Source organism: Neisseria subflava (assembly GCF_003044645.1).
GTDB lineage: Bacteria > Pseudomonadota > Gammaproteobacteria > Burkholderiales > Neisseriaceae > Neisseria > Neisseria subflava_B.
In genome coordinates this window covers 1-26,802 of the sequence record NZ_POXL01000010.1, presented here as the reverse complement: position 1 = coordinate 26,802, position 26,802 = coordinate 1, and the positions used below count along the sequence as shown (strand labels likewise).

25 protein-coding genes and 1 tRNA gene are annotated in these 26,802 nt (G+C 48.2%); 5 read left to right on the top strand and 21 right to left on the bottom strand.

All coding sequences use genetic code 11. The features are described from left to right. Positions 1-7: 7 nt before the first annotated feature. The 3 genes from nhaC to DBY97_RS10605 form a co-directional block, all read right to left on the bottom strand. Entirely contained in the window at positions 8-1,387 is a 1,380-nt protein-coding gene (gene nhaC / locus DBY97_RS10620) for a Na+/H+ antiporter NhaC (RefSeq protein WP_107858310.1), read from the bottom strand. A 180-nt stretch (positions 1,388-1,567) separates the two neighbouring features. Beyond that, a complete protein-coding gene (locus tag DBY97_RS10610; protein WP_107858308.1) occupies positions 1,568-2,191 on the bottom strand; it encodes an alpha/beta fold hydrolase in 624 nt (207 codons plus the stop codon). 92 nt (positions 2,192-2,283) lie between these two features. Beyond that, positions 2,284-3,507 (bottom strand): sugar MFS transporter, encoded by a 1,224-nt coding sequence (locus DBY97_RS10605; RefSeq protein WP_107858307.1) that lies wholly within the window; start codon positions 3,505-3,507, stop codon positions 2,284-2,286. 274 nt (positions 3,508-3,781) lie between these two features. On the opposite strand from DBY97_RS10605, the gene DBY97_RS10600 reads away from it, so the two are divergent. Further along, positions 3,782-4,195: a YqaA family protein gene (locus DBY97_RS10600; protein ID WP_107858306.1), complete on the top strand. Its 414-nt coding sequence runs from the start codon at positions 3,782-3,784 to the stop codon at positions 4,193-4,195. A 64-nt stretch (positions 4,196-4,259) separates the two neighbouring features. Here the strand turns inward: DBY97_RS10600 and DBY97_RS10595 are convergent, their stop codons facing one another. The 4 genes from DBY97_RS10595 to DBY97_RS10580 form a co-directional block, all read right to left on the bottom strand. Continuing rightward, positions 4,260-5,453: an amino acid aminotransferase gene (locus DBY97_RS10595; RefSeq protein ID WP_107858305.1), complete on the bottom strand. Its 1,194-nt coding sequence runs from the start codon at positions 5,451-5,453 to the stop codon at positions 4,260-4,262. A gap of 98 nt (positions 5,454-5,551) precedes the next feature. Further along, positions 5,552-6,202, bottom strand: a complete 651-nt coding sequence (locus DBY97_RS10590) for an HAD family hydrolase (protein WP_107858304.1) — start codon at positions 6,200-6,202, stop codon at positions 5,552-5,554. Positions 6,203-6,271: 69 nt separating this feature from the next. Then, complete coding sequence (locus DBY97_RS10585; protein WP_107858303.1) at positions 6,272-7,216, bottom strand: cation diffusion facilitator family transporter; 945 nt, start codon at positions 7,214-7,216, stop codon at positions 6,272-6,274. A 15-nt stretch (positions 7,217-7,231) separates the two neighbouring features. Further along, positions 7,232-8,062 (bottom strand): ferritin-like domain-containing protein, encoded by an 831-nt coding sequence (locus DBY97_RS10580; RefSeq protein ID WP_107858302.1) that lies wholly within the window; start codon positions 8,060-8,062, stop codon positions 7,232-7,234. Positions 8,063-8,351: 289 nt separating this feature from the next. On the opposite strand from DBY97_RS10580, the gene lolA reads away from it, so the two are divergent. Continuing rightward, positions 8,352-8,972: an outer membrane lipoprotein chaperone LolA gene (gene lolA, locus DBY97_RS10575; RefSeq protein ID WP_003682545.1), complete on the top strand. Its 621-nt coding sequence runs from the start codon at positions 8,352-8,354 to the stop codon at positions 8,970-8,972. Between the two features lie 76 nt (positions 8,973-9,048). Here lolA and glmM read toward each other — a convergent pair whose 3' ends face one another. Further along, positions 9,049-10,386, bottom strand: coding sequence for a phosphoglucosamine mutase (gene glmM, locus DBY97_RS10570; protein WP_107858301.1), 1,338 nt, complete (start codon positions 10,384-10,386; stop codon positions 9,049-9,051). 216 nt (positions 10,387-10,602) lie between these two features. Beyond that, entirely contained in the window at positions 10,603-11,484 is an 882-nt protein-coding gene (locus DBY97_RS10565) for a c-type cytochrome (protein ID WP_107858300.1), read from the bottom strand. 285 nt (positions 11,485-11,769) lie between these two features. On the opposite strand from DBY97_RS10565, the gene DBY97_RS10560 reads away from it, so the two are divergent. Then, positions 11,770-11,845: transfer RNA gene (locus tag DBY97_RS10560), tRNA-Arg, on the top strand. A gap of 91 nt (positions 11,846-11,936) precedes the next feature. On the opposite strand, the gene DBY97_RS10555 is transcribed toward DBY97_RS10560, so the two are convergent. Both DBY97_RS10555 and DBY97_RS10550 read right to left on the bottom strand, forming a co-directional pair. Beyond that, positions 11,937-13,130 (bottom strand): aromatic amino acid transaminase, encoded by a 1,194-nt coding sequence (locus tag DBY97_RS10555; RefSeq protein ID WP_107858299.1) that lies wholly within the window; start codon positions 13,128-13,130, stop codon positions 11,937-11,939. Between the two features lie 109 nt (positions 13,131-13,239). Then, positions 13,240-14,013 carry a FadR/GntR family transcriptional regulator gene (locus tag DBY97_RS10550; protein WP_107858298.1) on the bottom strand — a complete coding sequence of 258 codons (774 nt, stop codon included), beginning with the start codon at positions 14,011-14,013 and terminating at the stop codon, positions 13,240-13,242. A gap of 339 nt (positions 14,014-14,352) precedes the next feature. Between DBY97_RS10550 and DBY97_RS10545 the strand changes: the two genes are divergently transcribed. Then, positions 14,353-16,329, top strand: a complete 1,977-nt coding sequence (locus tag DBY97_RS10545; RefSeq protein ID WP_107858297.1) for a TonB-dependent copper receptor — start codon at positions 14,353-14,355, stop codon at positions 16,327-16,329. Between the two features lie 127 nt (positions 16,330-16,456). On the opposite strand, the gene DBY97_RS10540 is transcribed toward DBY97_RS10545, so the two are convergent. The 4 genes from DBY97_RS10540 to DBY97_RS10525 form a co-directional block, all read right to left on the bottom strand. Then, positions 16,457-17,794, bottom strand: a complete 1,338-nt coding sequence (locus DBY97_RS10540; RefSeq protein ID WP_107858296.1) for a sodium-dependent transporter — start codon at positions 17,792-17,794, stop codon at positions 16,457-16,459. 267 nt (positions 17,795-18,061) lie between these two features. Beyond that, the gene (locus DBY97_RS10535) at positions 18,062-18,967 is read right to left on the bottom strand and encodes a metal ABC transporter solute-binding protein, Zn/Mn family (RefSeq protein WP_107858295.1); all 906 of its coding nucleotides are present in this window, start codon (positions 18,965-18,967) and stop codon (positions 18,062-18,064) included. A gap of 79 nt (positions 18,968-19,046) precedes the next feature. Then, complete coding sequence (locus DBY97_RS10530; protein ID WP_003685375.1) at positions 19,047-19,922, bottom strand: metal ABC transporter permease; 876 nt, start codon at positions 19,920-19,922, stop codon at positions 19,047-19,049. Positions 19,923-19,998: 76 nt separating this feature from the next. After that, entirely contained in the window at positions 19,999-20,724 is a 726-nt protein-coding gene (locus DBY97_RS10525; protein WP_070607635.1) for a metal ABC transporter ATP-binding protein, read from the bottom strand. Positions 20,725-20,994: 270 nt separating this feature from the next. Here DBY97_RS10525 and DBY97_RS10515 point away from each other — a divergent pair, with 270 nt between their 5' ends. Next, positions 20,995-21,291: a DUF2288 domain-containing protein gene (locus DBY97_RS10515; RefSeq protein WP_107858294.1), complete on the top strand. Its 297-nt coding sequence runs from the start codon at positions 20,995-20,997 to the stop codon at positions 21,289-21,291. Between the two features lie 67 nt (positions 21,292-21,358). On the opposite strand, the gene apaG is transcribed toward DBY97_RS10515, so the two are convergent. The 6 genes from apaG to hpnD form a co-directional block, all read right to left on the bottom strand. Continuing rightward, positions 21,359-21,727 carry a Co2+/Mg2+ efflux protein ApaG gene (apaG, locus tag DBY97_RS10510; RefSeq protein WP_003682575.1) on the bottom strand — a complete coding sequence of 123 codons (369 nt, stop codon included), beginning with the start codon at positions 21,725-21,727 and terminating at the stop codon, positions 21,359-21,361. A gap of 96 nt (positions 21,728-21,823) precedes the next feature. Continuing rightward, on the bottom strand, positions 21,824-22,312 hold the full coding sequence (locus DBY97_RS10505) for a phosphatidylglycerophosphatase A family protein (protein WP_003685386.1): 489 nt from the start codon (positions 22,310-22,312) through the stop codon (positions 21,824-21,826). Continuing rightward, positions 22,305-23,261, bottom strand: a complete 957-nt coding sequence (gene thiL, locus DBY97_RS10500; protein ID WP_107858293.1) for a thiamine-phosphate kinase — start codon at positions 23,259-23,261, stop codon at positions 22,305-22,307. The genes DBY97_RS10505 and thiL overlap by 8 nt, the downstream gene beginning before the upstream one ends. A 187-nt stretch (positions 23,262-23,448) precedes the next feature. Beyond that, on the bottom strand, positions 23,449-24,168 hold the full coding sequence (locus DBY97_RS10495; protein WP_107858292.1) for an SDR family oxidoreductase: 720 nt from the start codon (positions 24,166-24,168) through the stop codon (positions 23,449-23,451). Between the two features lie 95 nt (positions 24,169-24,263). Continuing rightward, positions 24,264-25,571, bottom strand: coding sequence for a hydroxysqualene dehydroxylase HpnE (hpnE, locus tag DBY97_RS10490; RefSeq protein ID WP_107858291.1), 1,308 nt, complete (start codon positions 25,569-25,571; stop codon positions 24,264-24,266). Continuing rightward, the gene (hpnD, locus tag DBY97_RS10485) at positions 25,568-26,416 is read right to left on the bottom strand and encodes a presqualene diphosphate synthase HpnD (protein WP_107858290.1); all 849 of its coding nucleotides are present in this window, start codon (positions 26,414-26,416) and stop codon (positions 25,568-25,570) included. The genes hpnE and hpnD overlap by 4 nt, the downstream gene beginning before the upstream one ends. Between the last annotated feature and the right edge of the window lie 386 nt (positions 26,417-26,802).

Genomic DNA, 26,802 nt, shown 5'->3' with positions numbered 1-26,802 from the left:
TTACTGTTTACTTCTTACTCAAAGTCAGCCCTGTCCAGCCAAACACCAGCGTCAGAGCCAAACTCAAGTAGCAGAAGAAGGCATAAGGCAGGTATTCCCAAACAGGCACGCCCAAGGCATGGCTGATAAATACGCCGCAGACACTCCAAGGCACCAACGGGTTGATGACCGTACCCGCATCTTCCAGCGTACGGGCAAGGTTGCGCGAATGCAGGCCAAGTTTGTCATAAACCGGCTTAAAGGTTTCGCCGGAAAGCAGGATACTTAAATATTGCTCGCCAATCAGGAAGTTGACACCGACCGATGTCATGGCCACGCTGAAAGTAGCGCGTCCGGCATTGGTCAAGAACGCACGAATGGCTTCCAGTAAAGACGGAATCACACCGATGCTAAACAACAGGCCGCCCAAGCTCATGCCGAGTATCACGATGGTTTGCGTAAAGAACATGCTTTCTAAGCCACCGCGCGAAATCAAGCGGGCAATGTCTTTGAATTCTTCGCCTTCAAGTTTGTATCCGCTGTAAAACCACGCGCCCAGCTGTTTCAAATCAGGCGTACTGTGGAAGTAAGTGACAATCAGCGCCACCACAACGGTAAACAACATGGCCACAATGGCATTTACGCGCATCAGGGCAAGGATAACTAGTAAGGCAAACGGAATCAGCGAATAGGCATGCACCAAACCGGTTGCTTCCAATTGCGCGCGGAAAGTCTCGACGCTGTTCATGTCATGCGCGGCAACATTGGGCAAGAGCCACAACATCAAGGCCGCACTGATCAACCACGCAGGCACAGTGGTGTACATCATGTTTTTGATGTGTTCGAACAAATCAATGCCGACAATCGAAGCGGAAATACCGGTCGTATCCGAAAGCGGCGACATTTTATCGCCAAAAAACGCACCCGACACAATCGCTCCTGCCGTCATCGCCATATCGGCATGAAACGCAGCCGCCATACCCATAAATGCCACGCCGACAGTCGCACAAGTCGTCAAACTACTGCCGATGGAAATACCGATGATCGAGCAGAGCGCAAACGCCGAGAAATAAAAATAAGTAGGCGAAATCAATCCGAAACCGTAATACATCAGCGTCGGAATCGCACCGCTCATCATCAGCGCGCTGACCATCAGACCGATAAAGAAAAACAGATAAATCGCACCCATGCCCTGCCCGACCGCGCCTATCATACCGTTTTGCATGTCTTGATATTTCAAGCCGCGCATCAAACCATACAACAGCAAGACCACAATCGCCGTCACAATCGACATATGCGGCAGCCATTCAAGCGAAATAATCGTATAGCCCATTGCCGCCACCAAAGCCAAGGCCACAGCGATGGCCTCAAAACGTGGCATATTAAGTAAGGATTTGAAAGCAAACATTGTTTTTTGCCTTTTTAATAAGTATTTAACAGATTTTAGCATAACAGGCCGTCTGAAACCCGATTTTCAGACGGCCTGCCTGTTATTTTATAAAAACAGCCCCAGCAAAACTGCGACACTTTATTTAAAATATATCAAATTATTAACATTAAATACTTTTAAATTAAAATAAATGAAATTTTATTGCTTTTTAAAACATCCATCATGCAAAAATGCCACTACTTGCTCGACCGTTTTGCGGTTGAACAGCATACCGCTATGGCTGACAGGTAAAACGACATGATCGCGCATATTCGGACAATGCGTTTCGCTGACCAAAACCGTACCATCATGTTCGCCATGCAAACCTAAAACACGGCCCAGCCCATACGGTTTGTTACCGGCAATACTGCCCAGCTCAATACCGACAGGCAACTCAGGCATACTGCCGTCCAACGCCCCTTTGTAAGAGCCGCCCAATACCGGCTTTTGCAAACCCAAATTGAACACACGTTGCGCGGCACGGCTGCCTTGATGCGGCGTACCCATGGTAACGATACGGCCGCTGACTTTATCCGGATATGCCGCCGCAAAATTACGTAAGACCAACCCGCCCAAACTATGACCGACAAAGTGCAGCGTTTCATCAGCATGGTTCTCATCAATCCATCGCACTAGATCTTCAACATGTCGGTTCATCGAATGTAAAACACTGTAATAATCGAACAGCGCAACTTCAAAACCTTCTTGTTCCAGCAAATACGCCAGCGGTTTCATTACCCATGAATGCATGTGCAAGCCATGCAGCAAAATGATTTTGGTCATTTTTTCCTCCTGTCATTTAAATCATTATGCCACAAAGTAAAAAGGCCGTCTGAAATCCAATAAGGTTTCAGACGGCCTTTTATCAGGATAGATTATTCGTCAGCTTTGTAGCCTTTTATAGCAAAGAAGACGATGTATACATAACAAATCGCCGATACAACGAAAGAAATCATCAAGCCGTAAGTATCCGCAGCCCAACCTTGTACCACAGGCACAACCGCACCGCCGACAATCGCAGTACACAATACACCGGAAGCGCTGCTGGTAAATCGACCCAGACCTTTGGTTGCCAAAGAGAAAATGGTTGGGAACATGATGGAGTTGAAGAAGCCGATAGCCAACAATGCCCACATTGCAACATCTGCACTGGCTTTACCTGCCAACATAGAAACACCCAACAAGGCAACAGCAGCAGTAGCGTTAAATGCCAAATAGCGGTTAGGCGCAATTTTCGCCATGATGGCAGAGCCTAAGAAACGGCCGACCATCGCGCCGCCCCAGTAGAACGACAAATATTTCGCGGCAGATGCGTGATCCAAACCTTTCAGATAGCCCAACACGCTGACCAATAAAGAACCGATGGATACTTCCGCACCGACATAACAGAAAATACCGGCCGCACCAAAAACCAAATGACAGTATTGCCAAACACTGTGTTTGCCATCATGGTTGTGTTCGCTCTCTTCTTCAGCAATTTTACGCGCATCAGGCAAACGAATCATTTTGACGAACACAGCCAAAATAATCAGCAAACCAGCCAAACCCAAATATGGAATTTGAACAGAAGAAATTTGCTCGGCTTTGCTGACAGTCCGTGTCGCATCAGCCAAAATCAGGAATGCACCGATTTGCGGAGCAATGGTCGTACCCAAGGAGTTGAATGCCTGAACCAAAGTCAGTGTTGCAGATTCTTTACCCGGTTTGGACAGCAAAGTCACATAAGGATTACCCGCTACTTGCAACAGTGTTACACCTGAAGCCAAAATAAACAATGCACCCAAAAAAGTTGCATAAGAATGACTGCCGGCAGCAGGATAAAAGAGTAGACAGCCGATGGCAGTCAATACGAAGCCGCTAATCACGCCGTTTTTATAGCCGATTTTGCCGACCAAATAACCCATCGGGATCGACATAATCGCATAAGCGGTAAAGAAACAGAATTGAATCAGCATCGCCTGAACATAAGTTAGGTCGAAAATATCTTTCAAATGCGGAATCAAAATATCGTTCATGCAGGTAATGAAACCCATCATGAAAAAGAGTGTGGTTAGGACAACCAGCGCAGGAGTATGATTTTGTTGTGAATGCGCAGACATGATTTGCCTTTCGTTTTGTTAAGATTTGCTGGAAAAATGAGCTTAAATCAGTTCATTAAACTTAACACCCATTAACAGCCGCCCGTATCATACTGATAATCCGTCACTTTGAAAACTATCTTCTAACAGCCGACTACATTATCCTTCAGTCGTTTAATTTTAAAAATTTCAATAATATTGGATTTATCTTTTATTAGATTAGAAAATAAAGGCATAATCCTCTTATTAAGCCTGTTATTTCTTTTTTACAATATCACTTGATGTAACTCAAAACATGCCCCCTCTTTACGCTTACCTTGCCCTGATTGCTTCTGCCTTCACTTCAGCCACACTACTTCCGGGTACATCCGAGGCGGCATACGCCGCATTTATGTATCAATATCCGCAACATGCCCTCGGCGCATGTTTGTGTGCCGGTTTGGCGAATGGCTTGGGCAGTATGGTTTCGTATTACATGGGCAGAATGTTTCCAGCCAAGAAAAGGCCGTCTGAAAAAGTATTGGCGCGTATACAAAGATGGGGAATTTGGCCGCTATTATTTGCATGGTTGCCGATTATCGGCGATGCCCTCCCCCTTGCCGCAGGCTGGCTCAGGCTTAATGCTTTGCATTGCGCCATCATTCTGATTGCAGGCAAACTGCTGCGCTATGCCATGATTTATTGGGGAATGAACGCAGTTGCCGTATAAGCTTACAAGTCAAAAATAAAGGCCGTCTGAATGATTCAGACGGCCTTTACCTTTAATTCGACAATTACAAGACTTTCACAATGCTCTCGCACAAATAATCGATGTTGTCATCGGTAATGCCGGCAACGTTAATGCGGCCGGAGCGGACGGCATAAATGGCAAACTCGTTTTTCAAACGGTCAACTTGTTCGGGAGTCAAGCCGCTGAAAGAGAACATACCGTTTTGTTCAATAATGAAATCAAAGTCTTGGGTTGCACCTTTGGCTTTGAGCAAATCGACAAATTTTTGGCGCATGGCTTTGATACGGCCGCGCATTTCATCGAGTTCGGCAATCCATTGTGCTTTCAAATCATCATTTTTCAACACCAGCGCAATGGTGTTCGCGCCGTGTGAAGCCGGGTTGGAATACAAGGTGCGGATGATGGTTTTGACTTGGCTGTGGGCGCGGGCTGCTGTTTCTTCATCTTCGGCCACCAAAGTGAACGCGCCAACGCGCTCGTTGTACATACCGAAGTTTTTGGAATAAGAGCTGGCAATCAGCAATTCTGTATTGTGTTTCAAGAACACGCGCAAGCCGTAGGCATCTTCTTCCAAACCATTGCCGAAGCCTTGGTAGGCAAAGTCAAACAGTGGCAGCCAGCCTTTTTCGGCAGAAAGTTTTGCCAAAGTTTCCCATTGTTCGGGCGTAGGATCGATGCCGGTAGGATTGTGGCAGCAGCCGTGCAGCAGGACGATGTCGCCTTTTTGCGCTTGGCTCAAATCTTCAATCATGCCGTCCCAATCCAAACCGTGTTTGGCGGCATCATAGTAGCGATAAGGTTTGTCTTGGATACCGACCGCTTTGGCGATGGCATTGTGGTTTGGCCAAGTCGGATTGGAAATCCAGATGGTTTGCGCGTTCAACTGACGCTTGGCAAACTCGGCCGCAATACGCAATGCGCCTGTACCGCCAAGGCTTTGCGCTGTTTTGGCGCGACGGCTGGCAATGATTTCATGGTCTTTGCCAAACAGCAGAATTTGGGTTTGCTCGTTGTAGTCGGCAACGCCGTCGATGGTCAGGTAGTTTTTGGTTGTTTCGCTTTCCAACAGGCGTTTTTCAGCCTCTTTGACGGCTTTGACAATAGGCGTCGCGCCGGACGCGTCTTTGTACACGCCGATGCCGAGATTGACTTTTTCGGGACGGGTTTCAGCTTTAAACGCTTCGCCCAAACCTAAAATCGGATCAGCAGGAGCTGCTTCGATATGCTTGAAGAACATGATTTTTCTCTTTACAAGTAGTAAAACGGTTGAAAAAATACAAATTTATGTAATTTTACGCCGTTTCAGGCCGTCTGAAAACGGATTATTACAGGGTTTTAACGCAAGATTGCCAACAAATCCAAAGGCGTGGCAATACGAAAATCGGCAAGCCAGTTTTCGGTTTGGTCTTCGGCAGAAATATAGCCCCAATCGGCAAGCACGGTCGTCATGCCTGCATTTTTGCCTGCCTGCATATCGCGCTCGGCATCGCCGACATAAAAGCATCGCTGCGCTTCGATACCTATCCGTTCACACGCATAAAACATAGGCTTCACGCTGGGCTTGGGTTCATCGCAAGTATCGCCGCTGACAATCACGGCAGGATGCACGGTAAACCCGAGCTTAGGCACGAGGACATCGGTAAAACGCATAGGCTTGTTGGTGATAATGCCCCATTGGATACCGCGTTGAACTAAGGCTTCCAGCATTTCGTTTACGCCGTCGAACAAGATGGTTTGGTCGGCATAGCAGCGGCTGTACTCGTCCAAAAACTCTTTACGCCATTGCATATAGTCCGGATGGTCGGGCGTAATGCCTGCACCAAGTTTGAGCAAACCGCTCGCACCGTGGCTGGCCTGCGGACGGATTTCATCCATGCTTTTTTCAGGCAAACCGTGTCGGCGCAATACCGTGTTGAGCGCGCCACCCAAATCAAGTGCGGTATCGGCAAGCGTGCCGTCAAGGTCGAATAATACGGCTTGGGTCATAAGTGTTCCTTTGATGATTTTAGAAGGCCGTCTGAACAATTCAACAAGTTTCAGACGGCCTGAATATGGTTAATGGTGATGGTGTTCGTGCATTTCCTGCAAACACAAAACTTCATCTTTATGCGGGTGCCGTTCGCTTTCAATCTGAATCGTACAATGTCCGATGTTGTGATGCGCCAATTCATGTTCGATGCGGTAGGCGATTTGTTCGGATTCGGCAACCGTCATGCTACCATCGACAACAATATGGCAGGATAAAACGTGGATATTGCTGGTAATCGTCCAAACATGCAAGTCATGAACGGATTTTACGCCTTCCGTATTGCGGATCACGCTGAGCAACTCATTGGTATGGATGTTTTCCGGTGCACCTTCCATCAAAATGTGCAAAGTCTGTTTAAACAGCGTCCAACCGCTGCGCCCTACCAAAGCCGCCACCAATACGCTGGCAACTGTATCCGCCCATTGCCAGCCATACGCCATTATCAGCACTGCTGCAACAATCGCCCCTATCGAGCCGAACAAATCGCTGATTACATGCAGATACGCGCCGCGCATATTGACGTTTTCTTCGGTATCGCCATTTTTCAACATATAAACGGCGACGCCGATGTTGACCAGCAATCCGATGATACTGACCACCAACATGCCGCCCGTCAAAATTTCCGGCGGATAAAACAATCGTTTGACTGCCTCATAAAAAATCATCGCCGCAATCAACACCAGCGACAATCCGTTAAACATCGCCGTCAAAATTTCAAAACGCTTGTAACCGAATGTCTTTTGCAGCGTGGTCTGTTTCTCGCCAAGTTTGAATGCCCACAATGCTACGCCCAGCGAAAACGCATCGCTGAACATATGCCCCGCATCGGAAAGCAGGGCCAAAGAGTTGGTCAGCCAACCGCCGACCGCTTCAACCAGCATAAATCCGGCAATGACAAAAAATGAAATACGCAATACCTGCTTATTGGCGGTATGCGTGTGCGCGTGCGAATGATCGTGATGATGTGCCATGATGATTTTACCGTTTCAGACGGCCTTTTTATCCTGTTTCAAACTTTTCTCAAAATCTTCCAACATATCCAGCTCGAAACGGCTGAATCCTGCACGTTCCCGTGCTTCGATATTGACGTAGCCGCGGAAGATAAACATATCGTAACGCGCAATCAGGCTGCGGAACAAGGCAACCGGTTCCAAACCGCGCTCACGGCAAAGATGCTGATACCAATGATTGCCGATGGCGACATGCCCCACTTCATCGCGATAAATAATATCCAGCACATCGCAGGTTTCCACATCGCCACGCTGTGCCACTTTTGCACGAATACCCGGCGTAACATCCAAACCGCGCGCTTCCAATACCCGCGGTACCAAAGCCATGCGCAACAAGGGATCGTAAGCGGTTTTATACGCCATATCCCACAAATGCCCATGCGCTTCAAAATCGCCGTAATCGTAGCCCAAGCTGTTCAGACGGCCACGCATCAAGCCGAAGTGAAACACTTCTTCTTTCGCCACCCTTACCCAATCGCGTACAAACTGAAACGGCATATTGCGAAAACGATACGCCGCATCCAAAGCCAGATTAATCGCATTAAACTCAATGTGTGCAATCGCATGCAACATCGCCGCATAACCTTCGACCGTATTCATCTTGCGCGGCGTAACCTCCGAAGGCGCAACCAAACGCGGACGGGGCGGATGTCCGGCAAAACGGCAATCCACAGGTTTCGACTCTTCAACCGTCAAACCTTCCGCCTCGCCCAACTGCGCAAACAAGGCCTGCGTCAATCTTCCCTTTTCATCCGGATTGTCCGACAGCAAAGCCTGTTCCAATAAAGGATAAGGATTCAGATGCATACAAAACCATTGTTTTCAAAAGATAAATATTATAACCGTTTTAAAAAGCAAACAGAAAGACTATAATTTCACGCTTTCCGTAAAATGACATTAAATACCACACCAAACCATTGTGTGCTTCATTAAAAAAACGTCAAAACCAAATGCAGGCCATCTGAAGAAATAAAATTATTTCAGTCACTTGATTGGATTTTTCATATTTACACAAATTAAACCCGCCATTCAGCCCCTTGCCTGTTACACCATAACGTCTATACTGAACCCATCTCTCCGAACAAGGAACCAAAACATGAAAACTACCCGACTGTTCACCCTGACCGCTGCCGCGCTGCTTTCTTCAGCCATCGGCTTTGCACAAGCTGGCGCAGTGGATGCCCTGAAAAAATTCAATAATGACGCTGACGGTATCAGCGGCAACTTCAGCCAAACCGTTCACAGCAAAAAGAAAACCCAAACCACACACGGCACATTCAAAATCCTGCGCCCTGGCTTGTTCAAATGGGAATACACCAAACCCTACAAACAAACCATCGTTGGCGACGGCAAAACCATTTGGCTCTATGACGTAGATTTGGCGCAAGTAACCAAGTCCTCACAAGACCAAACCATCGGCGACAGCCCTGCCGCCATCCTCTCCAACAAAACGGCATTGGACAGCAGCTACACGCTGAAAGAAGACGGTTCAGCTAACGGTATCGACTACGTTTTGGCTACGCCTAAGAAAAACAACGCCGGCTATCAATACATCCGCATCGGCTTCAAAGGCGACAACCTCGCCGCCATGCAGCTAAAAGACAGCTTCGGCAACCAAACCAGCATCAGCTTCAGCGGTTTGAACACCAAGCCTAACCTTTCCAGTGGTATGTTCAAATTTACGCCTCCTAAAGGCGTTGATGTCTTGAGCAACTAAGCTTCTAATAAAACACAAAGGCCGTCTGAACAACAGACGGCCTTTTATTTAGTTCAATTCAAAATCAAACACACTGTTACTTTTGACCTTGAATGGCAGCGGCAATTTTTTCTGCACCTTTTTTCGCCCAGTCTGCCTGCTTGGCTTCCACCATCACGCGTACGACAGGTTCGGTACCGGATGCACGCAAGACTACGCGGCCTTTGCCCTCGAGTTCTTTTTCCACTTCGGCCAAAGCATCTTTAGAAGCATCCTGCCAGTTTTGGCCTTTTTTGATGCGGACGTTAATCATGGTTTGCGGATACGGCTGCCAATCGGCGCAAACGGTGGCAAGGTCTTGATTCAAGGTTTGCAGTGCAGCCAAAACTTGCAGCGCAGAAATGATGCCGTCACCGGTATTGTGTTTGTCCATACACAAAATATGGCCGCTGGCTTCGCCGCCAATCAGCCAACCGCGTTGATGAAGCTGTTCCAACACATAGCGGTCGCCCACTTTGGCGCGGCAGAAATCAACACCCTGCTCTTTTAAAGCAACTTCCATCGCCATATTGGTCATTACCGTACCCACCACGCCGCCGATTTCCACACTTTCGTGTGCGCGTGCTTTGGCAATCACATAAATCAGACTGTCGCCGTCATACACTTTGCCATTGCGGTCAACCATCATCAAACGGTCGCCATCGCCATCCAAGGCAATGCCGTAATCGGCTTCATTTTGCAGTACGGCAGCTTGCAAAGCTTTCGGATGGGTCGCACCGCATTTCTCATTGATGTTGTAGCCGTTTGGCTCATCACCGATACTGACCACTTGCGCACCCAATTCGTGGAATACTTTAGGCGCAACTGCATAGCCCGCACCATTCGCGGTATCGACCACCAATTTCAGACCGCGCAAGTCCAAATGGCTTGGGAAAGTGGATTTACAGAACTCGATATAGCGGTCATCCGCACCATTAATCCGGCGCGCACGGCCCAAACGGCTGGACGGCTGGGTTTTCATTTCTTCATCGATTTTGGCTTCGATTTCCAACTCAATTTCATCGCTCAACTTCACACCGCCTTCGGCAAAGAATTTAATGCCGTTATCGGAATAAACATTGTGGGAAGCAGAAATCATCACACCGGCAGACAAACGCAAAGCACGGGTCAAATACGCCACGCCCGGAGTCGGCAGAGGGCCGGTTTGAATAACATTGACACCGGCGGCGGTAAAACCGGCAATCAGCGCAGCTTCCAGCATATAGCCTGAAATACGCGTGTCTTTACCGATCAAGACGGTTGGTTTGATTTCGCCTTCGTGCTGCACCAAAACCTGACCTGCCGCATAGCCTAATTTCAGGACAAAATCAGGATTGATAGGAAACTGACCGACTTCGCCGCGCACACCGTCAGTACCGAAATATTTTTTTGCCATGAGATAACTCCGTGATTGTTTTGTCGTATGTGAATATGGTTGAACTTCTTTAAAAGAATCTTGATTGTATTCGAAGGCCGTCTGAATCTTTCAGACGACCCTTGATCATGAGAATAATTTACTACTTCAGTATTATAGCAAGATCTGGATTTCCTGCACGAAAAAAGCGCATCCTTTTGCAGAATGCGCCTTCTATTCGAGATTCAAAATCAAATCTTAGAATTTAGCACCAGACTGATTAGCCATGTAATCAACTGCAGCTTTCACTTCATCATCGCTCAGGCTACCGTTACCGCCTTTGGCAGGCATTGCGTTAAAGCCTTCGAGTGCGTGTTTGTGCAGGGTGTCTTTACCTTGTTTGATACGAGGAGCCCAGTCTTCTTTTTTACCCACATGAGGAACACCTGGAACTGCGCCGCCGTGACATGCTTGGCAGTTGGCTTCGTAAACTTTTTTGCCGTCTGCGCCACCGGCTGCTGGAGCTGCCGCGCCTTTGTCATCTGCTTTGGCCGCATCTGCTTTAGGGGCTTCTGCAGGAGCTGCACCTTCAGCCGCCGGAGCTGAAGCGGCTTCACCGGAAGCGGCTTCACCGGAAGCGGCTGCATCGGCAGGAGCTGCGGCATCAGGATCAGGGAAAGTACCGCCGGCTTTGTTGGCCATGTAAGTAATGACTCGTTTCAATTCTTGATCGGTCAAATCAGCCGCACCGCCTTTGGCAGGCATTGCGTTGAAACCGTTCAGAGCGTGTTGGAACAAAGTATCGAAACCTTGTGCAATGCGAGGTGCCCAATCGCCTTTGTTTTCAAATTTAGGCGCATTAGGAACGATACTGTCCGCCGCGTGACATTGGATACAGATTTTGTTGAAAATCTGATCGCCTTGACGCTCGCCGACTGGAATACCGTCGCCCAATTTCAGTTGGCCGACTGGCTGGATACGGGTTTGAGTCGCAGCTTCGGTTGTTTCGGCAACATCGCCGAATGAACCGCTTCCCGCCAGTTTAATCAGGAAGTAAATCACTGCAATGACAATAACGATACCGCTCACAAGGGTGAACAATGCAGAGCCTTGGGCTTTGTGGTCGCGGAGTTGTTTCATTTGGTAGGCCTCGCCGTTAGGTTAGGTTGTGCTGTAAGTTATAGTTTATGTGTTAAACGCAGTTAACAATATTTTGCTGGATTATACTGAATTCGCAAAGGCTTTCCAATCCATCTTGAGAAAAAGATACGCAAAAATCCTCAAAAGGCCATCTAAATTCTGCTAAGCCTTTGTAGTTAATTGATTATTCCAGCCATGCAAAAAAGTGACCGCCAATGCCACTTTCAGACACTTTCAAGATAAACTTTGCCAATAAAGCCAATATGCGTTAACCTTACGGCTTTCGCACCCATAGCTCAGTTGGAAGAGTGTCAGTTTCCGAAGCTGGAGGTCACAGGTTCGATCCCTGTTGGGTGCGCCAATTATAAATAGGCCGTCTGAAAGATGAAAATTTTTCAGACGGCCTTTTGATTTACTTCAAATAAAACTACATTCAATTTCAGATTGAACGGCTATTGCAACACTTTGGCAAATGCTTCGGCCACATAATCGATATTCGATGCATTCAATCCTGCCACACACATCCTGCCCGAATCCAGCAAATAAACGGCAAATTCGTCGCGTAGGCGGTGTACCTGCTCTACGGTCAGGCCTGTATAGCTGAACATGCCGCGCTGTTTGATGAAATAGCTGAAATCGCGATTGGGGATTTTGGCCGTCAAAACATCATAAAGTTTCTGACGCATGGCACGGATGCGGTCGCGCATGGCGTAAACCTCGTTTTCCCACAAAGCGCGCAAATCATTGCTGTTCATCACATCAGAAGCGATGTATGCGCCATGCGCGGCAGGACTGGAATAAATACGGCGGACGGTAAATTTCAACTGTCCGAACACCAGCTCTGCTTCTTCCTTATTGGGACACACTACGCTCAAACCACCGACGCGCTCGCCGTACAGCGACAGGTTTTTCGAGAAAGAGTTGCTGACAAACAAAGGCAGGCCCATTTCGACGGCTTTACGGATTGCATAGGCATCGTTGTCCAAATCCTCGCCGAAACCTTGATAGGCAATATCCATAAACGGAATCAGCTTGTGCGTTTTGATAATATCCAACACTTCATCCCATTGCGCTTTCGACATATCTACGCCGGTCGGGTTTTGACAGCATGGATGCAAAATCAAGACGCTGTTTTCCGGCAATGTTTTGAAAAACGCAGTCATTTCTTCAAATTTCACGCCGACGGTTTCAGGGTTGTAATAAGGATACGTCCCCACTTCAAAACCTGCGCCTTCAAAAATGCCTTTATGGTTGTCCCAAGTCGGATCGCTGACATAGGCTTTTGCATCAGGGAACCAACGGCGCAAAAAGTCGGCACCGACTTTCAACGCCCCCGAGCCGCCTAAAGTCTGTACGGTCGCAACGCGACCTTCTGCCAATGCCGGATTATCCTTGCCAAACAGCAAATGCTGAACTGCGCTTCGGTAAGTGTCCAAACCTTCCATCGGCAGATAAGGCGATGGACGCGATACGGCCGCACGCTCTGCTTCTGCCCGGCGGACAGATTCCAAAACCGGCATTTTGCCTTCGTCATCAAAATAAATGCCTATGCTCAAATTGACTTTTTCAGGACGCTCGTCGCGCTTGAAGGTTTCAACCAAACTCAAAATCGGGTCACCCGGATAATACTCGACATGACGGTACATGGTGCTTCCTTTGTTTTCAGACAGAATGAGGAAGATTGTGGCACTAAAAGGCCTTATTTGCAAAATCAGGCCGTCTGAAAAATTCAGACGGCCTGATTATTTTTAAACGCTACCAATCTACCCGTTTCAAATCATTTTGCGCCAATACATCCGCATGCTCGCTGCGGCTTTGATATTCCCTGTCCTGCAAAATGCGGCGGGCGACATAATTTAAATGCAGTTTAGCCGCTTCCGCCGCCTCGGCCGGTTTGGCCTGGGCAATGGCTTCAAAAATAGCGCGGTGCTGGGCAATCAGTGTCGGGCGCGGGTCTTCGGTTTGATGGATATAGATAATGCCGCTGCGTGTTTGCTGATAAAGCATTTTGAGCAGGCTGCTGGAAAGATGACTGAACAGGATATTGTGCGCGGCATCGGCAATGGTTTGATGAAAGCTGACGTCTGCTTCGGCTTGATGCTCCAAATTTCCGCTTTCGCAGGCCGTCTCGAACTTCTGCCGCCAGAAGTCAATGCGTTTCAAATCGGCATCAGTCCGTCTTTCGGCGGCCAGCGCCGCCATACAGCCTTCAACGTGACAACTGAAATCGAAAACGTCTGTCTCCCAATTGCTATGTTTGCCGAGCAACTCCTGCCAGCTTTGTAAAAAATCCTGCTGCGGCTTGACGGAAACATAATAGCCATCGCCCTGCCGCGCTTCCAAAACCTGCTTGGCAATCAAGATATTCAACGCCACCCTGACCGACGGACGCGACACGCCGAATTCTTCCGCAAGCGTACGTTCGGGAGGCAATTTACTGCCTTCTTCATAAATGCCGGTAGCGATACGTTCTTCCAAAACGGCTAAGACCTGATCGCTGATTTTTTGAGGACGAACCAATTTCGTCATGTTGTATTCCTGATGATTGAAGGACAGTTTTATTCAGACGGCCATAAATTGGATTGACCAATTGGCCGCCCATTCTAATCAATCCCCTATTTTTTCGTCAAGAAATGCCATTCTCCCCATTGCAAGCAGTTTAATTCGAACACATTCATTTTTATCAAGTAACCTCACCAATGCCTTCAAATCAACATTTTGGTATGACCAATCTTAATAAACAACCTATACGCCAAAAATCTGAAAATATTGATTTAGATTAAAATCCCACTGCTTCTATTTAACTAGACTTTATGTATAATACTTAGGTATTAATCAACATAATTCCTAATAATAGAGAGAAACGATATGAAATACCCACCATTACTTATCTTACCCATTGCCTTAGCTGTATCCCAAGCATGGGCAGATACCGATCCTACACCTGAAGAAACGGTTACCCTTTCTCCTGTCACCGTCACCGGCACACAACAACAAAAAGCCAATCGCGTTACTTTCAACCCCAAAGCTGCTTTGCAACCCCTCCCTGCCGGAGACGGGGCAGACCTTTTACAATCCGTGCCCAACATGAGCATCATCCGCAAAGGCGGCAGCTCGGGCGATCCGTTATTTCGCGGTTTGGGCGGCTCGCGCCTCTCCGTCAATGCCGACGACCAGTTTATTTATGGCGGTTGCGGTATGCGCATGGACCCGCCGACTGCCTATATTCACCCAAATTCATTTGATAAAGTCGTGGTCACCAAAGGCCCACAAACTGTCACCCAAGGTATGGGTTTGGTCAGCGGCTCGGTGCAATTTATCCGTAAAGATCCTGATTTCACTGAAAAACCTTACAACATCAACGCCACCCTGACGGCAGGCAGCAACGACCGTCTTGACGGCTCGCTGGAAGCCGAGTTCGGCGGCAAATACGGCTATGTCCGTACCAATATCTCCCATAACGAAGCCGACGATTACAAAGACGGCGACGGCAACCGCATTCACTCCCACTTCAAACGCGACAGCCAAATGTTGCAACTGGGTGTTACCCCGACAGAAAACACCACCATTGCCGGTACATACGAGCGCAGCAGAGCCAAGGTTGCCTACGCCGACCGCATGATGGACGGCAGCAAATTCGACCGTGATGCGTGGAATATCCGTTTTACCCAACGCAACCTCACACCATGGTTCAGCGAGTTGGAACTGCGCTACGGTAAAAGCGAAATCGACCACGTGATGGACACATACAGCCTGCGTACCATCTACAATCCTGCCGGTAAGCAGATTAAAAATGCCAACAACCCTAAACGCAATACCGATACAGGCCGTCTGAAAGCCACTTTCGACTGGGACAAGCTCAACCTGCAAACCGGTTTGGATTATCTGGATGACGTCCACGTCGCACGCATGGAGCGTGGCGGAGACGGCTACAGCCACAAGCCTTACATGCCCAACCAAAGTTTCAAACAATGGGGTATTTTCACCGAAGCCTCTTGGCAGCAAACCGACAATCAACGCTGGGTAGCAGGTTTGCGCCATGACCAAGTCAAAGCGCATTACGATACCGCGCGCGTGACCGACCCCGTTTTGAAACATCAAAAATTCAATTTGAACTCAGGCTTCCTGCGCTGGGAAAGAAATACGGACAACGGCCTGAAATACTATGCCGGCTTCGGTATTGCCGAACGCGCACCTGACTACTGGGAACGCCTGCGCTCTGAAAACAAAGCCATCCGCGCAGAGCAAAACCGCCAAATCGATGCAGGTGTAATCTGGAAACGTCCTAACCTCCACGCATCTGTATCCGTATTCGGCAGCAACATCAAAGACTTCATCATGATGGAGCGCCAAGGCATGGATTTCAACGTACGCAACATCAACGCTTCACGCTTTGGCGGCGAAGCCGAAGTGAAATGGACATTTGCGCCTAACTGGGAAGTCGGCACCAGCCTCGCCTACACCCACGGCAAAAACCGTACCGACGGCAAACCTTTGGCACAAACTCCGCCGCTCGAGTGGAACAATACCCTCGCCTTTGACAACGGCAAATTCAGCGCGGGCGCATTATGGCGCGTCGTAGCCAAACAAAACCGTTACAGCAAAGGCCAAGGCAATATCATCGGCCAAGACATCGGCGCTTCTTCAGGCTTTGGCGTACTCTCGCTTAACGCCGGTTGGAAATTCAGCAAATACGCCACATTGCAAGGCGGCGTGGACAACGTGTTCAACAAAACCTATGCTGAATTCGTCAGCCGCGGCGGCGACCCTTCTGCCGGTACACAAACCATGCGCGTGAACGAACCCGGCCGTACTGCATGGTTGAGACTGCAAGCGAAGTTCTAATCAGCCTCGCGTGTATATAAAAAGGCCGTCTGAAAATTTTTCAGACGGCCTTAATATTTTTAATGATGTTTTTAAACAAACAGTCCGTCGAAGCAATGCAACGCCAGACTGTTTGCTCACTATCGGATTAAATCAAACCCAAAGAATTGATGAACACCACAATAATCGCAATCGGCGCAAGATAGCGAAGCGCACCCAACCACAGGTAAAGCAGCTGTTTCGGAATGGTGCTGCCCATGCCCGCATCACGCAGGACAGACTGTTTGTCCTGAACCCATGATGTAAACACGGCAACGCTCAATGCACCAATCGGCATGATGACGGCAGAAATAATGAAGTCCCACAAGTCAAAAATGGTTTTTCCGAAAATCTTAAATTCACCCCAAACGCCAAATGACAGCGCCGAAGGAATACCGACTATGAAAATCGCAATGCCGGTTACCCAAGCGTGGCTGCTGCGCTTTTTCTCGTCTTGGCGGATGGTTGCCGCGATGACGGTTTCCAACATGGAAAACGCGGAAGTCAGCGTCGCAAAGACAACCAACAGCATAAACACGGCAAACAAATATGTACCCATCGGCATTTTCATGAATACCGCAGGCAACACAACAAAAATCAAACCTGGGCCTTGACCGGGTTCAAAACCGAAGGCAAATACCGCAGGGAAAATCACCAAACCGGCCAGCAGCGACACAAACAGGTTCATCCACATAATCATATGGCCGGAACGGAACATATCCTGATCTTTACCCAAATACGAAGCATAGGTAATCATCGCGGACACGCCGATACTCAAGGCAAAAAATGCCTGTCCCAAAGCAGTCAGCATCGTGCCCGGTTTCAAATACGACCAATCCGGTTTCAACAAAAATGCCACACCGTCCATTGCACCGGGCAAGGTCAGCGAACGGATAGCCAGCGCGATAAAGAGGATAAACAAACCCGGCATCAACACGCGGTTTGCCTTTTCAATGCCGTCTGAAACGCCGCCTTTGACCACCCAAATGGTAATCAGCATGAACAAACCTTGGTAAAACAGCGAGCCAAACGGTGAAGAAATCGTATTTTCAAACAGGGCCTTAAAGTCTGCGCCAACGTGAATTTCGCCGGTAAAACTGTGTACCACATAGTTCAATACCCAGCCGCCGACCACACTGTAAAACGACAGCAAAATAAAACACGCGGCCACGCCCATGCGGCCGACCCACGGCCACTGCGAACCCGGACGCAATGCTTTGAAAGAATCGATGGCGTTTTTACCGCCCGTACGGCCGATGTAAAACTCGGCCAGTTGAACCGGCAAGGCTACCAAAATCGTAAAAATCAAAAACAAAAGAAAGAATACGGCGCCGCCGTTGGTACCGGCTGTATAAGGGAATTTCCAAATTGCACCCAAACCGATGGCCGAGCCTGCCGCCGCAAGCACAAAGCCGATTTTGGATGACCAAGACGAATGGTTGCTCATGATGTAATATTAAGAAACGTGAAGATGCCGAATTGTAACAGGGTGAAGTCAAGCCGTGAGTGGCTGACGGACAGCCGATAAGCAATTCGCACGGATGGTGCGTACTTAGTAAGCAAATTAGCATGAATTTTTGATAATTAAACTTTCAATAGCACAAATTTTATTTTTATATTTAAAATTTGACGGTTTATTTTAAAAATAAGCATATAAAAGGCCGTCTGAAACCTTGTTTTTAAGGTTTCAGACGGCCTTTATCCTTAAGCCGCTTTATTTTTTCATGGCATCGGTCAAAACTTTAACATTGTAGCGATACATGCCGATGTAGCTGTTGGCCGGCGCGCCACCCAATGCATCGGAATACAAACGTCCGCTGACATTGACGCCGGTTTCTTTGGCAATACGGTCAATCATGCGCGTGTCTTTGATGTTTTCAGTAAAGACGGCTTTAATGCCCTCGCGTTTGATTTGGCGGATGATGGAAGCCACTTGTTTGGCAGACGGCTCGGCTTCGCTGCTCACGCCTTGTGGGGCGATAAATTCAATATTGTAGCGTTTGCCCATGTAAGAGAACGCATCGTGTCCGGTCAAGACTTTACGTTTGGCGGCAGGCACTGCATTAAAGGCAGCCTGCACATCGCTGTGCAGTTTTTTCAGCTGCATTTGATAGTTACCCAAACGTTGCTGATAGTAGGTTTTGCCTTCAGGGTCGGCTTGAATCAAAGCATTGGCAACGTTTTGCGCATAAGTACCCATCAGGACGGGGTCTGTCCAAACGTGCGGGTCAAACTCGCCGTGATCGTGATGATGGCCTTCGTGATCGTGGTCATGATGATGGCCACCCTCTTCTGTTTTCAAAGCCTGAATGCCTTTGGTCGCTTCGGCGAAAGGCACTTTACTCTGTTTGACTGCACGCTGTACATCGGCGGCTTCCAAGCCCAAGCCGTTGAGCAATACCAATTTGGCACTGCGGATTTTTTTGATGTCGCCACTGGTCATGTGGTAGGCATGGCTGTCTTGGTTTGCACCGACCAAACTTTGAACGGCCACACGGTCACCACCAATCTGTTTGGCCACATCGCCCAAAATGCTGAAGCTGGTCACAACAGGCAAAGGAGCGGCATAAGCGGCACCGGTCAATAATGCGGCAACGATGCCGAGTTTCCAATGTTTCATATTCTCTCCAGTGATATAACGTAACATTAACATCATCATAAGACAGACCGCCTGATTATTCAAGCGGCCGTCTGAAAAATCATGCCGTGCGGTGTTTCTTGCGGCGCAGCCATTTTGCCAAAATGCCGCCTTCCCAACCGAACACGACGGAAATCAGGTAAAGCGTGCCGCAGCATAAAATAATCGCAGGGCCGGACGGGATTTCGATATGGTAGGAAAACAACAGTCCTGCCAAGCCGCAAAGCAAAGCCAATGCGACAGACAAAATCATCAGCCAACCCATGCTTTTCGCCCACAGTCTGGCGGTAATTGCCGGCAACATCATCAAGCCGACCGACATCAGCGTACCCAATGCCTGAAAACCGGCAACCAGATTCATCACGACCAGCACCAAAAACAACACATGCCAAAAGCCGCCCTTACCGCCTACAGCCTTAAGGAACAAAGGGTCTATGCTTTCCAACACCAGCGGGCGGAACATGACCGCCATCAGCAAAATGGTGACACTCGCGGAAACAGCAATCAGCTGCAAAGCCGGAATATCCACCGCCAACACCGAGCCAAACAGCAAATGCAGCAAATCGACGCTGCTGCCGTTTTTGCTGACCAAAACCACGCCGATGGCAAGGCTGCTCAAATAAAATGCGGCAAAGTTCGCGTCTTCTTTCAATGAAGTAAACCGGCTGACCAAACCTGCTAACAAAGCCATCAGCAAACCGGCCGCAAAACCGCCGACACTCATCGCAGGCAAACTCAAACCGGCAAACATATAGCCAATGGCCGCACCGGGCAAAACTGCATGGCTCAAGGCATCGCCCACCAAACTCATGCGGCGCATTACCAAAAACACACCGACAGGCGCCGCGCTCAATGCCAGACAGAAAATCGACGCCAAGGCATAGCGCATAAAGTCAAATTCGGCGAACGGCGCGACGACCAAATCATATAAATCCATGTTTTATCGCTTTTTTATTAATCTCTGAAAGCCTGATGCCGTCTGAAAAACACTTACTTTCAGACGGCCTTGTCCATTAAACCGCGCACCAATCGGCCGCTTCCTGTTTCTGCATCATTCGGTTGGCCTGCGCCAAAAATTCATCAGTCAACACATTTTCCGTCGCACCGGCAGTCACTTTTTCACGCGCCAAAAGCAGCGTGTTGGCAAAATATGCCCTCACCTGCTCGTAATCATGCAACACGGCAATCACTGCCTGACCGTCCTGATGGCACTGGCGCAAAACTTCCAACAGCGCATAAGTCGTCCGCGCGTCCACCGCGTTAAACGGTTCATCCAGCAGCAAAAATTTGGCATCCTGCACCAGCATCCGCGCAAACAATACGCGTTGGAACTGGCCATTGGACAAATGCGCAATTTGGCGTGTGGCAAAATCCTGCATTTCCACGCGTTCTAAAGCCGCCATCACACGCTTTTTCTGCGCCGCGTTCACACGCCCGAAAAAGCCGATTTCATACCACAGCCCCATCGCCGCCAGTTCAAACACCGTCATCGGCTGGCTGCGGTCAATATCCGACTGCTGCGGCAGATAGGCAATGTCCTTGCGCGCCATATTTTCATAGCGCACGCTGCCCGTGTCCGTCTTCTGCAAGCCCATAATGGCTTTGAGCAAAGTCGATTTACCCGCGCCGTTCGGCCCGAAAATCGTCCACATCTTGCCATCTTCAAACACCATATCAACATGGTGCACCACCGGCCTTCGCTGATAGCTGACCGTCAGATTTTCCACCACGATACTCATGGCGATACCGCCCAAAAATATACAGCCCACAACGTCGCCAATGCGACAAGCGCAATCAGCAGCCTTTGCAGCAATCCGGTCAACAATACAGAATTCATAAGCCTAAAACCGCCCTTGCCCGAATACGGACAACAGGCCGTCTGAAAGAAAATTAAAACATTAAAATGATACTGTATAACGTTAACCCTGTAAATTTCTTTCGTTTTCAGACGGCATCGGGCAAAAGGCCGAATATCGGTTACAATCCGTTTTTTATTTGATGATCGTCCTATGTCTATTCCACTCTTAAACGAAAAACTCAATACCGAAACCGCCCGCATTTCATGGGAAGAGCTGCAACCCCACTTCGCACGCGGAGCCGCCGTCTATGTGGCGCCCGATTTGGATTTGATTGCCGTCGCCCGCCATGTTTCCGAAGATGAAGCCGCGCCATTGAAACAATGGATGGAACAAGGCAAATTCGGTGCCATCAGCGATGATATGGCGCGCACATTTTTAGCGGATAATCAGGAAATGTGGGCGGTCGTTGTAGCGCCGTGGGTATTGGTACAGCCTTGCAAAGACTGATAAGGCCGTCTGAAAAAACAAAACCGGAACATTTCACATGTTCCGGTTTTGTTTTTTTTCAGACGGCCTATTGCAAAGTAAAGCCTGCTTTGAATTCAAGCTTCGGCACCCCGATAACGAAACGTTTGCCGATGCTGTCTTCAAACTCATACGCGCCTTCGATGCTGCCCCAAGGCGTGCTGATTTGCGAACCGCTGTTGTACTCATAGGCTTCGCCCGGGTACAAAACAGGTTGCTCTTCAATCAGGCCGGCATGACCGACCTGCTCTGTTTCACCGTGTCCGTCGGTGATTTCCCAAAAACGCTGACGCAAAGTAATGATTTCATCACTGCGGTTGCAGATGGTAATCAGATAATTGAAGGCGTAGCGGTCGCGATAGACGTCGCTCTGACCGGCCATATAACGCGGCTCCACGTTAATCTCGATTTCATTCATAATTGTTTACCCCGTATGGTATTTATTTTATTTCAATCCGGATAATTCCGGCGTGCCCGCCCTATTTTTGCAAAGGGTCGAAACACTTAAAACGCATCACGCGATCCAATAAAACAGGCCCAAGACCATCAAGGTCATCGCAGCCGCAATCAAATCATCAAGCATAATGCCTAAACCTCCATGAATCCGCCGGTCAAACCATTTGATCGGCCATGGTTTCAACGCATCAAACAAGCGGAAAATAACAAAAGCCGCCAGCCACCAGCTCCATTTAAACGGAATCAGCGACAGCACCAGCAGCATCGCGACAATTTCATCCCAGACGATACCGCCGTAATCCTGAATACCCAGTTCCCTCTCGGTATAACCGCAAATGCGGATACCCCAGAAAAACAGGGCGATACACAATAAAAGTAATATCCAGCCGTCTATGCCCAACAGGCACAATACAAAAGCCAGAGGTAATGCTGCCAGCGTTCCGGCCGTACCCGGCGCAACCGGCGACAAGCCGCTGCCGAAACCGAAGCCTAAAAAACACAATGGTTTTTGCAACAGCCAAGAAAAAGTAGGTTTACGTTCAGCCAAAATGATCAAATCCTAAAGAAGTCAGTTCCAATACGCCGCCTTCGGCATCCAAAATATTCAGACGGCCTGAGTCAGTCATTTTACCAATTCGGGCGACCGGTACGCCACTTTGTTCCGCTACCTGATAAACGCGTTCCCTATGTTCTGGAGCAGCAGTAAAAATCAGTTCGTAATCATCGCCGCCGGCTAATACTGCCGACAACCATTGTTCGTGCGACAAAACGTTTTTCAATTCAGGCAACGACGGCACACAATCGGCAAATATTTCCGCCCCGACAGCAGAAGCTTTTAAAATATGCCCCACATCTTGAGCCAGGCCGTCTGAAACATCTTGCGCAGCATGGGCAAACGGCAACAATGCCTGACCCAATGAAACACGCGGTTCCGGACGGAGCAATTTATCATCGCAAACCGCCATGATTTCAGACGGCAATTGATAATGCCCCAGATGTTTGTTCAACGCAGCGGCAGCCAAACCCAACCGACCCGATACCCAAATATCGTCGCCGACTTCGGCCGCATCACGCCGCAGGGCATGCCCTGTCGGAACTTCACCTACTATTGTTACATTAAAGACCAAATCGCCTTTGGTGGTATCGCCACCAATCAACACCGTATCAAAACGCGCAGCCAAAGCAAAAAAGCTATCGCAAAAGCGTTTGAGCCAGTCTTGATTCAATTCAGGCAACGCAGCACTGAGCAACACCCAACGCGGCTTGGCTCCCATTGCGGCCATATCGGACAAATTTACTGCAAGCATTTTCCATGCCAAATCTTCGGGCAAAACATCTTCAAAAAAATGTCTGCCTTTGACCAACATATCAGCGCTAAAACATAAATCAAATCCGTTACTTGGGCGAATAATAGCGGCATCGTCCCCTATACCCAAAATCAGACCTTCCGATTTTTGTCGCTGCAAATATTGTCTGATAAAGTCAAATTCCGTCATATTTATCCAATATAACTATAACTTAGATTACTATATCTAATTTTGTGCCAGCCTGATGTTTGCCTGCTAAAACGTCAAACATTACACTTCAACATTATTTAGATATAAAACTCAATAGGTTAAAGGCCGTCTGAAAATATAGATTTCAGACGGCCTCATGTTTTCAAACCACTCTGAGCAGGTAGATTTACAGATAGACGATTTCGCCTGTCCGCCCCCTGCTCTCTTGACTTGCCCACCAAATAAATTGCGGCAGGATATCTTCGTAGTTTTTACGTTCACTTTTCGATTCGCCCGGATGAGATTTGATACGTTGCGGCGAATTGATGGCACCCGGCACCAAAACATTAGCACGCAGGTTGTCAAAACGTTCCCACTCGTCCGCCGCCACTTTACACAAATAATTGAGTGCGGCTTTGGAAGCACCGAAACCGCCCCAATAGGCTTGCGGTTTTTCGCCGTGGCTTTCGCCGACAAAAATCACAGAAGCGTCTTCGGATTGCTTCAACAATGGGAACAGCGCACGGGTCAAGCCCATAGGCGCAACGGTATTGATGCGGTATTGGTTGACCCATTCCGATACGGTTTGGAAGTCCAATGGCGACAAGGCATAGAAATAACTGGCACAATGCACCACGCCATCCAATTTTCCGCCGGTTGCTTCATCAATAGTTTCCGCAAATTGCTTAAACTCTTTCTCCTCCGCGCTCATCAAATCAAAGCAGATGGCAAACGGCTCAGGGCTGCCCGCAGCCACAATGGCATCATATACTTTTTCTAAACGCTTTTGATGACGCGCCACCAAAATGACAGTTGCTCCGGCAGCTGCATAGGCTTTGGCAACCTGCTCGCCCAAGCCTTGGGATGCGCCGGTAATCAAGATGGTTTTGTTCGCTAATGTCGTCATGACTTTTCCTTGAACTTTATGGTTTCGGATATTGTATCGGCTTGGTAAGTTTTGTAAAGTCAAAAAGGCCGTCTGAACATTCAGACGGCCTCAGTTTATTCAACCCTCAAATCCAGCATAAGCTTTTCAGCCGCTGCAAAGCCAGACTGAACAGCAGCCTCCAATGTTGCCGGATAGCGCGGATGAAGATAGTCGCCGGCCGGATAAATACGGCGATGGTGCAACCATGAGAAATCAGGTTGTACAAAATCAACCGTTGCCGCCGTAGTCGCGCGTTTTTCCGTAATAATGCGTACGGCTTCGGGCTTATCCAAATCCGGACAAACCCGCTTAATGTCCGCATGAATTTTCTCGGCCAAATCTTTATCCTTCCAAGCTTCGGTGTAATCGGAAACGCTGATGACGACCGCGACTTCATTATCCGGCAAACCCAACGCCCCCCGATGCAGCACCCACTGCGCCGTACCATCGGCAAACCCGGTTAAAGGCGCAGGCAGCTTGACTGCTTGGGCATAACGCAAATAAACCGTAGTAATCGCATGGTAATGCAACGATTGATAGGCCGTCTGAATATAGTCAGGCGTATCTTCAGGCAAAAGCGCGTCAACATGATATGGCGCAACAGCCAAAATCACCGCATCAAATACTTCGCCATTGATTTCAATTCGGCCATCGATATGATGGTTTAAATGTGTAATACGGGTTTCAAGATGTATTTTTGCACCATGTTTGTGTAGAAAATCCAAAGCTGGTTCGGCTACGATCCGCCCTAAATCCTGCTTGGGCAAAAGATAATCGCTGTTCGCCTTTTCAGACCACACGCCATCATTCAATACATTGCATAAAATGCGTAACGATGCCTGTTCTAACGGCGTATTTAAGGCACCCCAGACCAAAGGTTGCCAAAATTGTCCAAGCAGGCTGCGCGGAACATTTCGTGTTCTCAACCACTTCGCAACCGTCAAATCGGTTTTATGATGAGCTACCCACCGCTGCAATGCCGACATATCCGACAGCAATTTGATTTTCAATGAAAAGGAAAGATTTTTTGCACGCAGGATACCGACAAGCAAATGCCACGGTGTAGGCAGAGAGGCCGTCTGAAACTGCAATCCCTCATGGATGTACCATTGCAAAGGCTGGCGTAAAAAGGCTGACTCAGGTTGAACGCCAATATGTTGCATCAAAGTTTGAACACCATGATACGCGCCCAACAAGATATGCTGCCCATTATCCAAAAAGCTGAATCCATCATTTTTCCCGGCTAAGGCACGCGCCCTACCGCCTGCCTGTCTCCCGGCCTCAAACAAAGCAATATCAGCTCGATGAATTAGAGAAACCGCCGCAGACAAACCTGCCCAACCGGCACCAATCACAGCAATTTTTGGACGCTGAGTATTCATGGTTTAAATCCAAACAGCCAAGTTTTCAAAGCAATACGTTTTTTACGGGGAGAAGGAATCGCAATTTTGTAAGTCAAAACATTTTGTGCGCCATCACGGTCAATTTCATTCAACAGCGCATAATAAATAGCCGCCATAATCAGGCCGACTTTTTGCGATTTCTTATCCGCAGCCGGCAAAAGCAACATAGCCTCACGATAAGTTTCACGCGCCCTATCCACTTGAAACTGCATTAATTTCGCAAAATTGTCTGTCGGTTTACATTGCATAATGACGTTGGCAGGCACATCAAATTTCTGCATTTCCTCTATCGGCAGATAAATTCTTCCCTGCCGCGCATCTTCGCCCACATCGCGAATAATATTCGTCAACTGCAAAGCCAAGCCCATTTTGTCCGCATATTCCAAAGTTTTCGGATTGGAAAAACCTAAAATCCGTGCAATAAGACGCCCCACAACTCCGGCAACACGGTGACAATACAGCTTTAATTCATCAAAACTACCATAACGAGCCTGCTCCAAATCCATCTGCATCCCATCAATCAAAGCTTCAAATTCATTCTTCGGCAAATCAAAATTTTCCCGAATATCTTTTAAAGCTTGATGAACGGGATGCTCCGGCATCTCATTATTAAATACTTTCTCCAAATCACTGCGCCACCAATTCAACGTTATCTGAGCTACATTCGGATCGGTACAGCCATCGACCACATCATCCAGTTCGCGACAAAAAGCATATAAAACAGTGATCGCATTTCGTTTTTCTACCGATAAAAAACGAAAGCCGGATAAAAAACTGGAATGGCTTTCTGCAGCCTTTTGATGACAATAATCCAAAGCAAGCACTGTGTATCCTAAAAATATCGTTATAAATAATTAGCAGGGATTTTATCTGTATTTAAAAAAGTACGCCAATATCAAAAATTCATCTTACAACAAGGCCGTCTGAAAACTATTCTTAAGTATCTTTCAGACGGCCTAATATCTTACGTCGCCAATATCGAAACCAACAGCTGTACCAATGAGTAGCCCCTCTGCACAGTTGCCCCATTCCGTTTTCCGTCAAATGCTTTTAAGTACATATCTTTAATTCCCTTTATCTTTTCCTATCCAACAAGAGGCACCTTATCCGTTCATCCCTTTACCCAATAGAAGCCCCCACTGGTCCAAACTCTCATTGCCACTGCCCATACAAAGCCGCCCTTCATCCCGAACCGGCAAGCGGTTCGGCC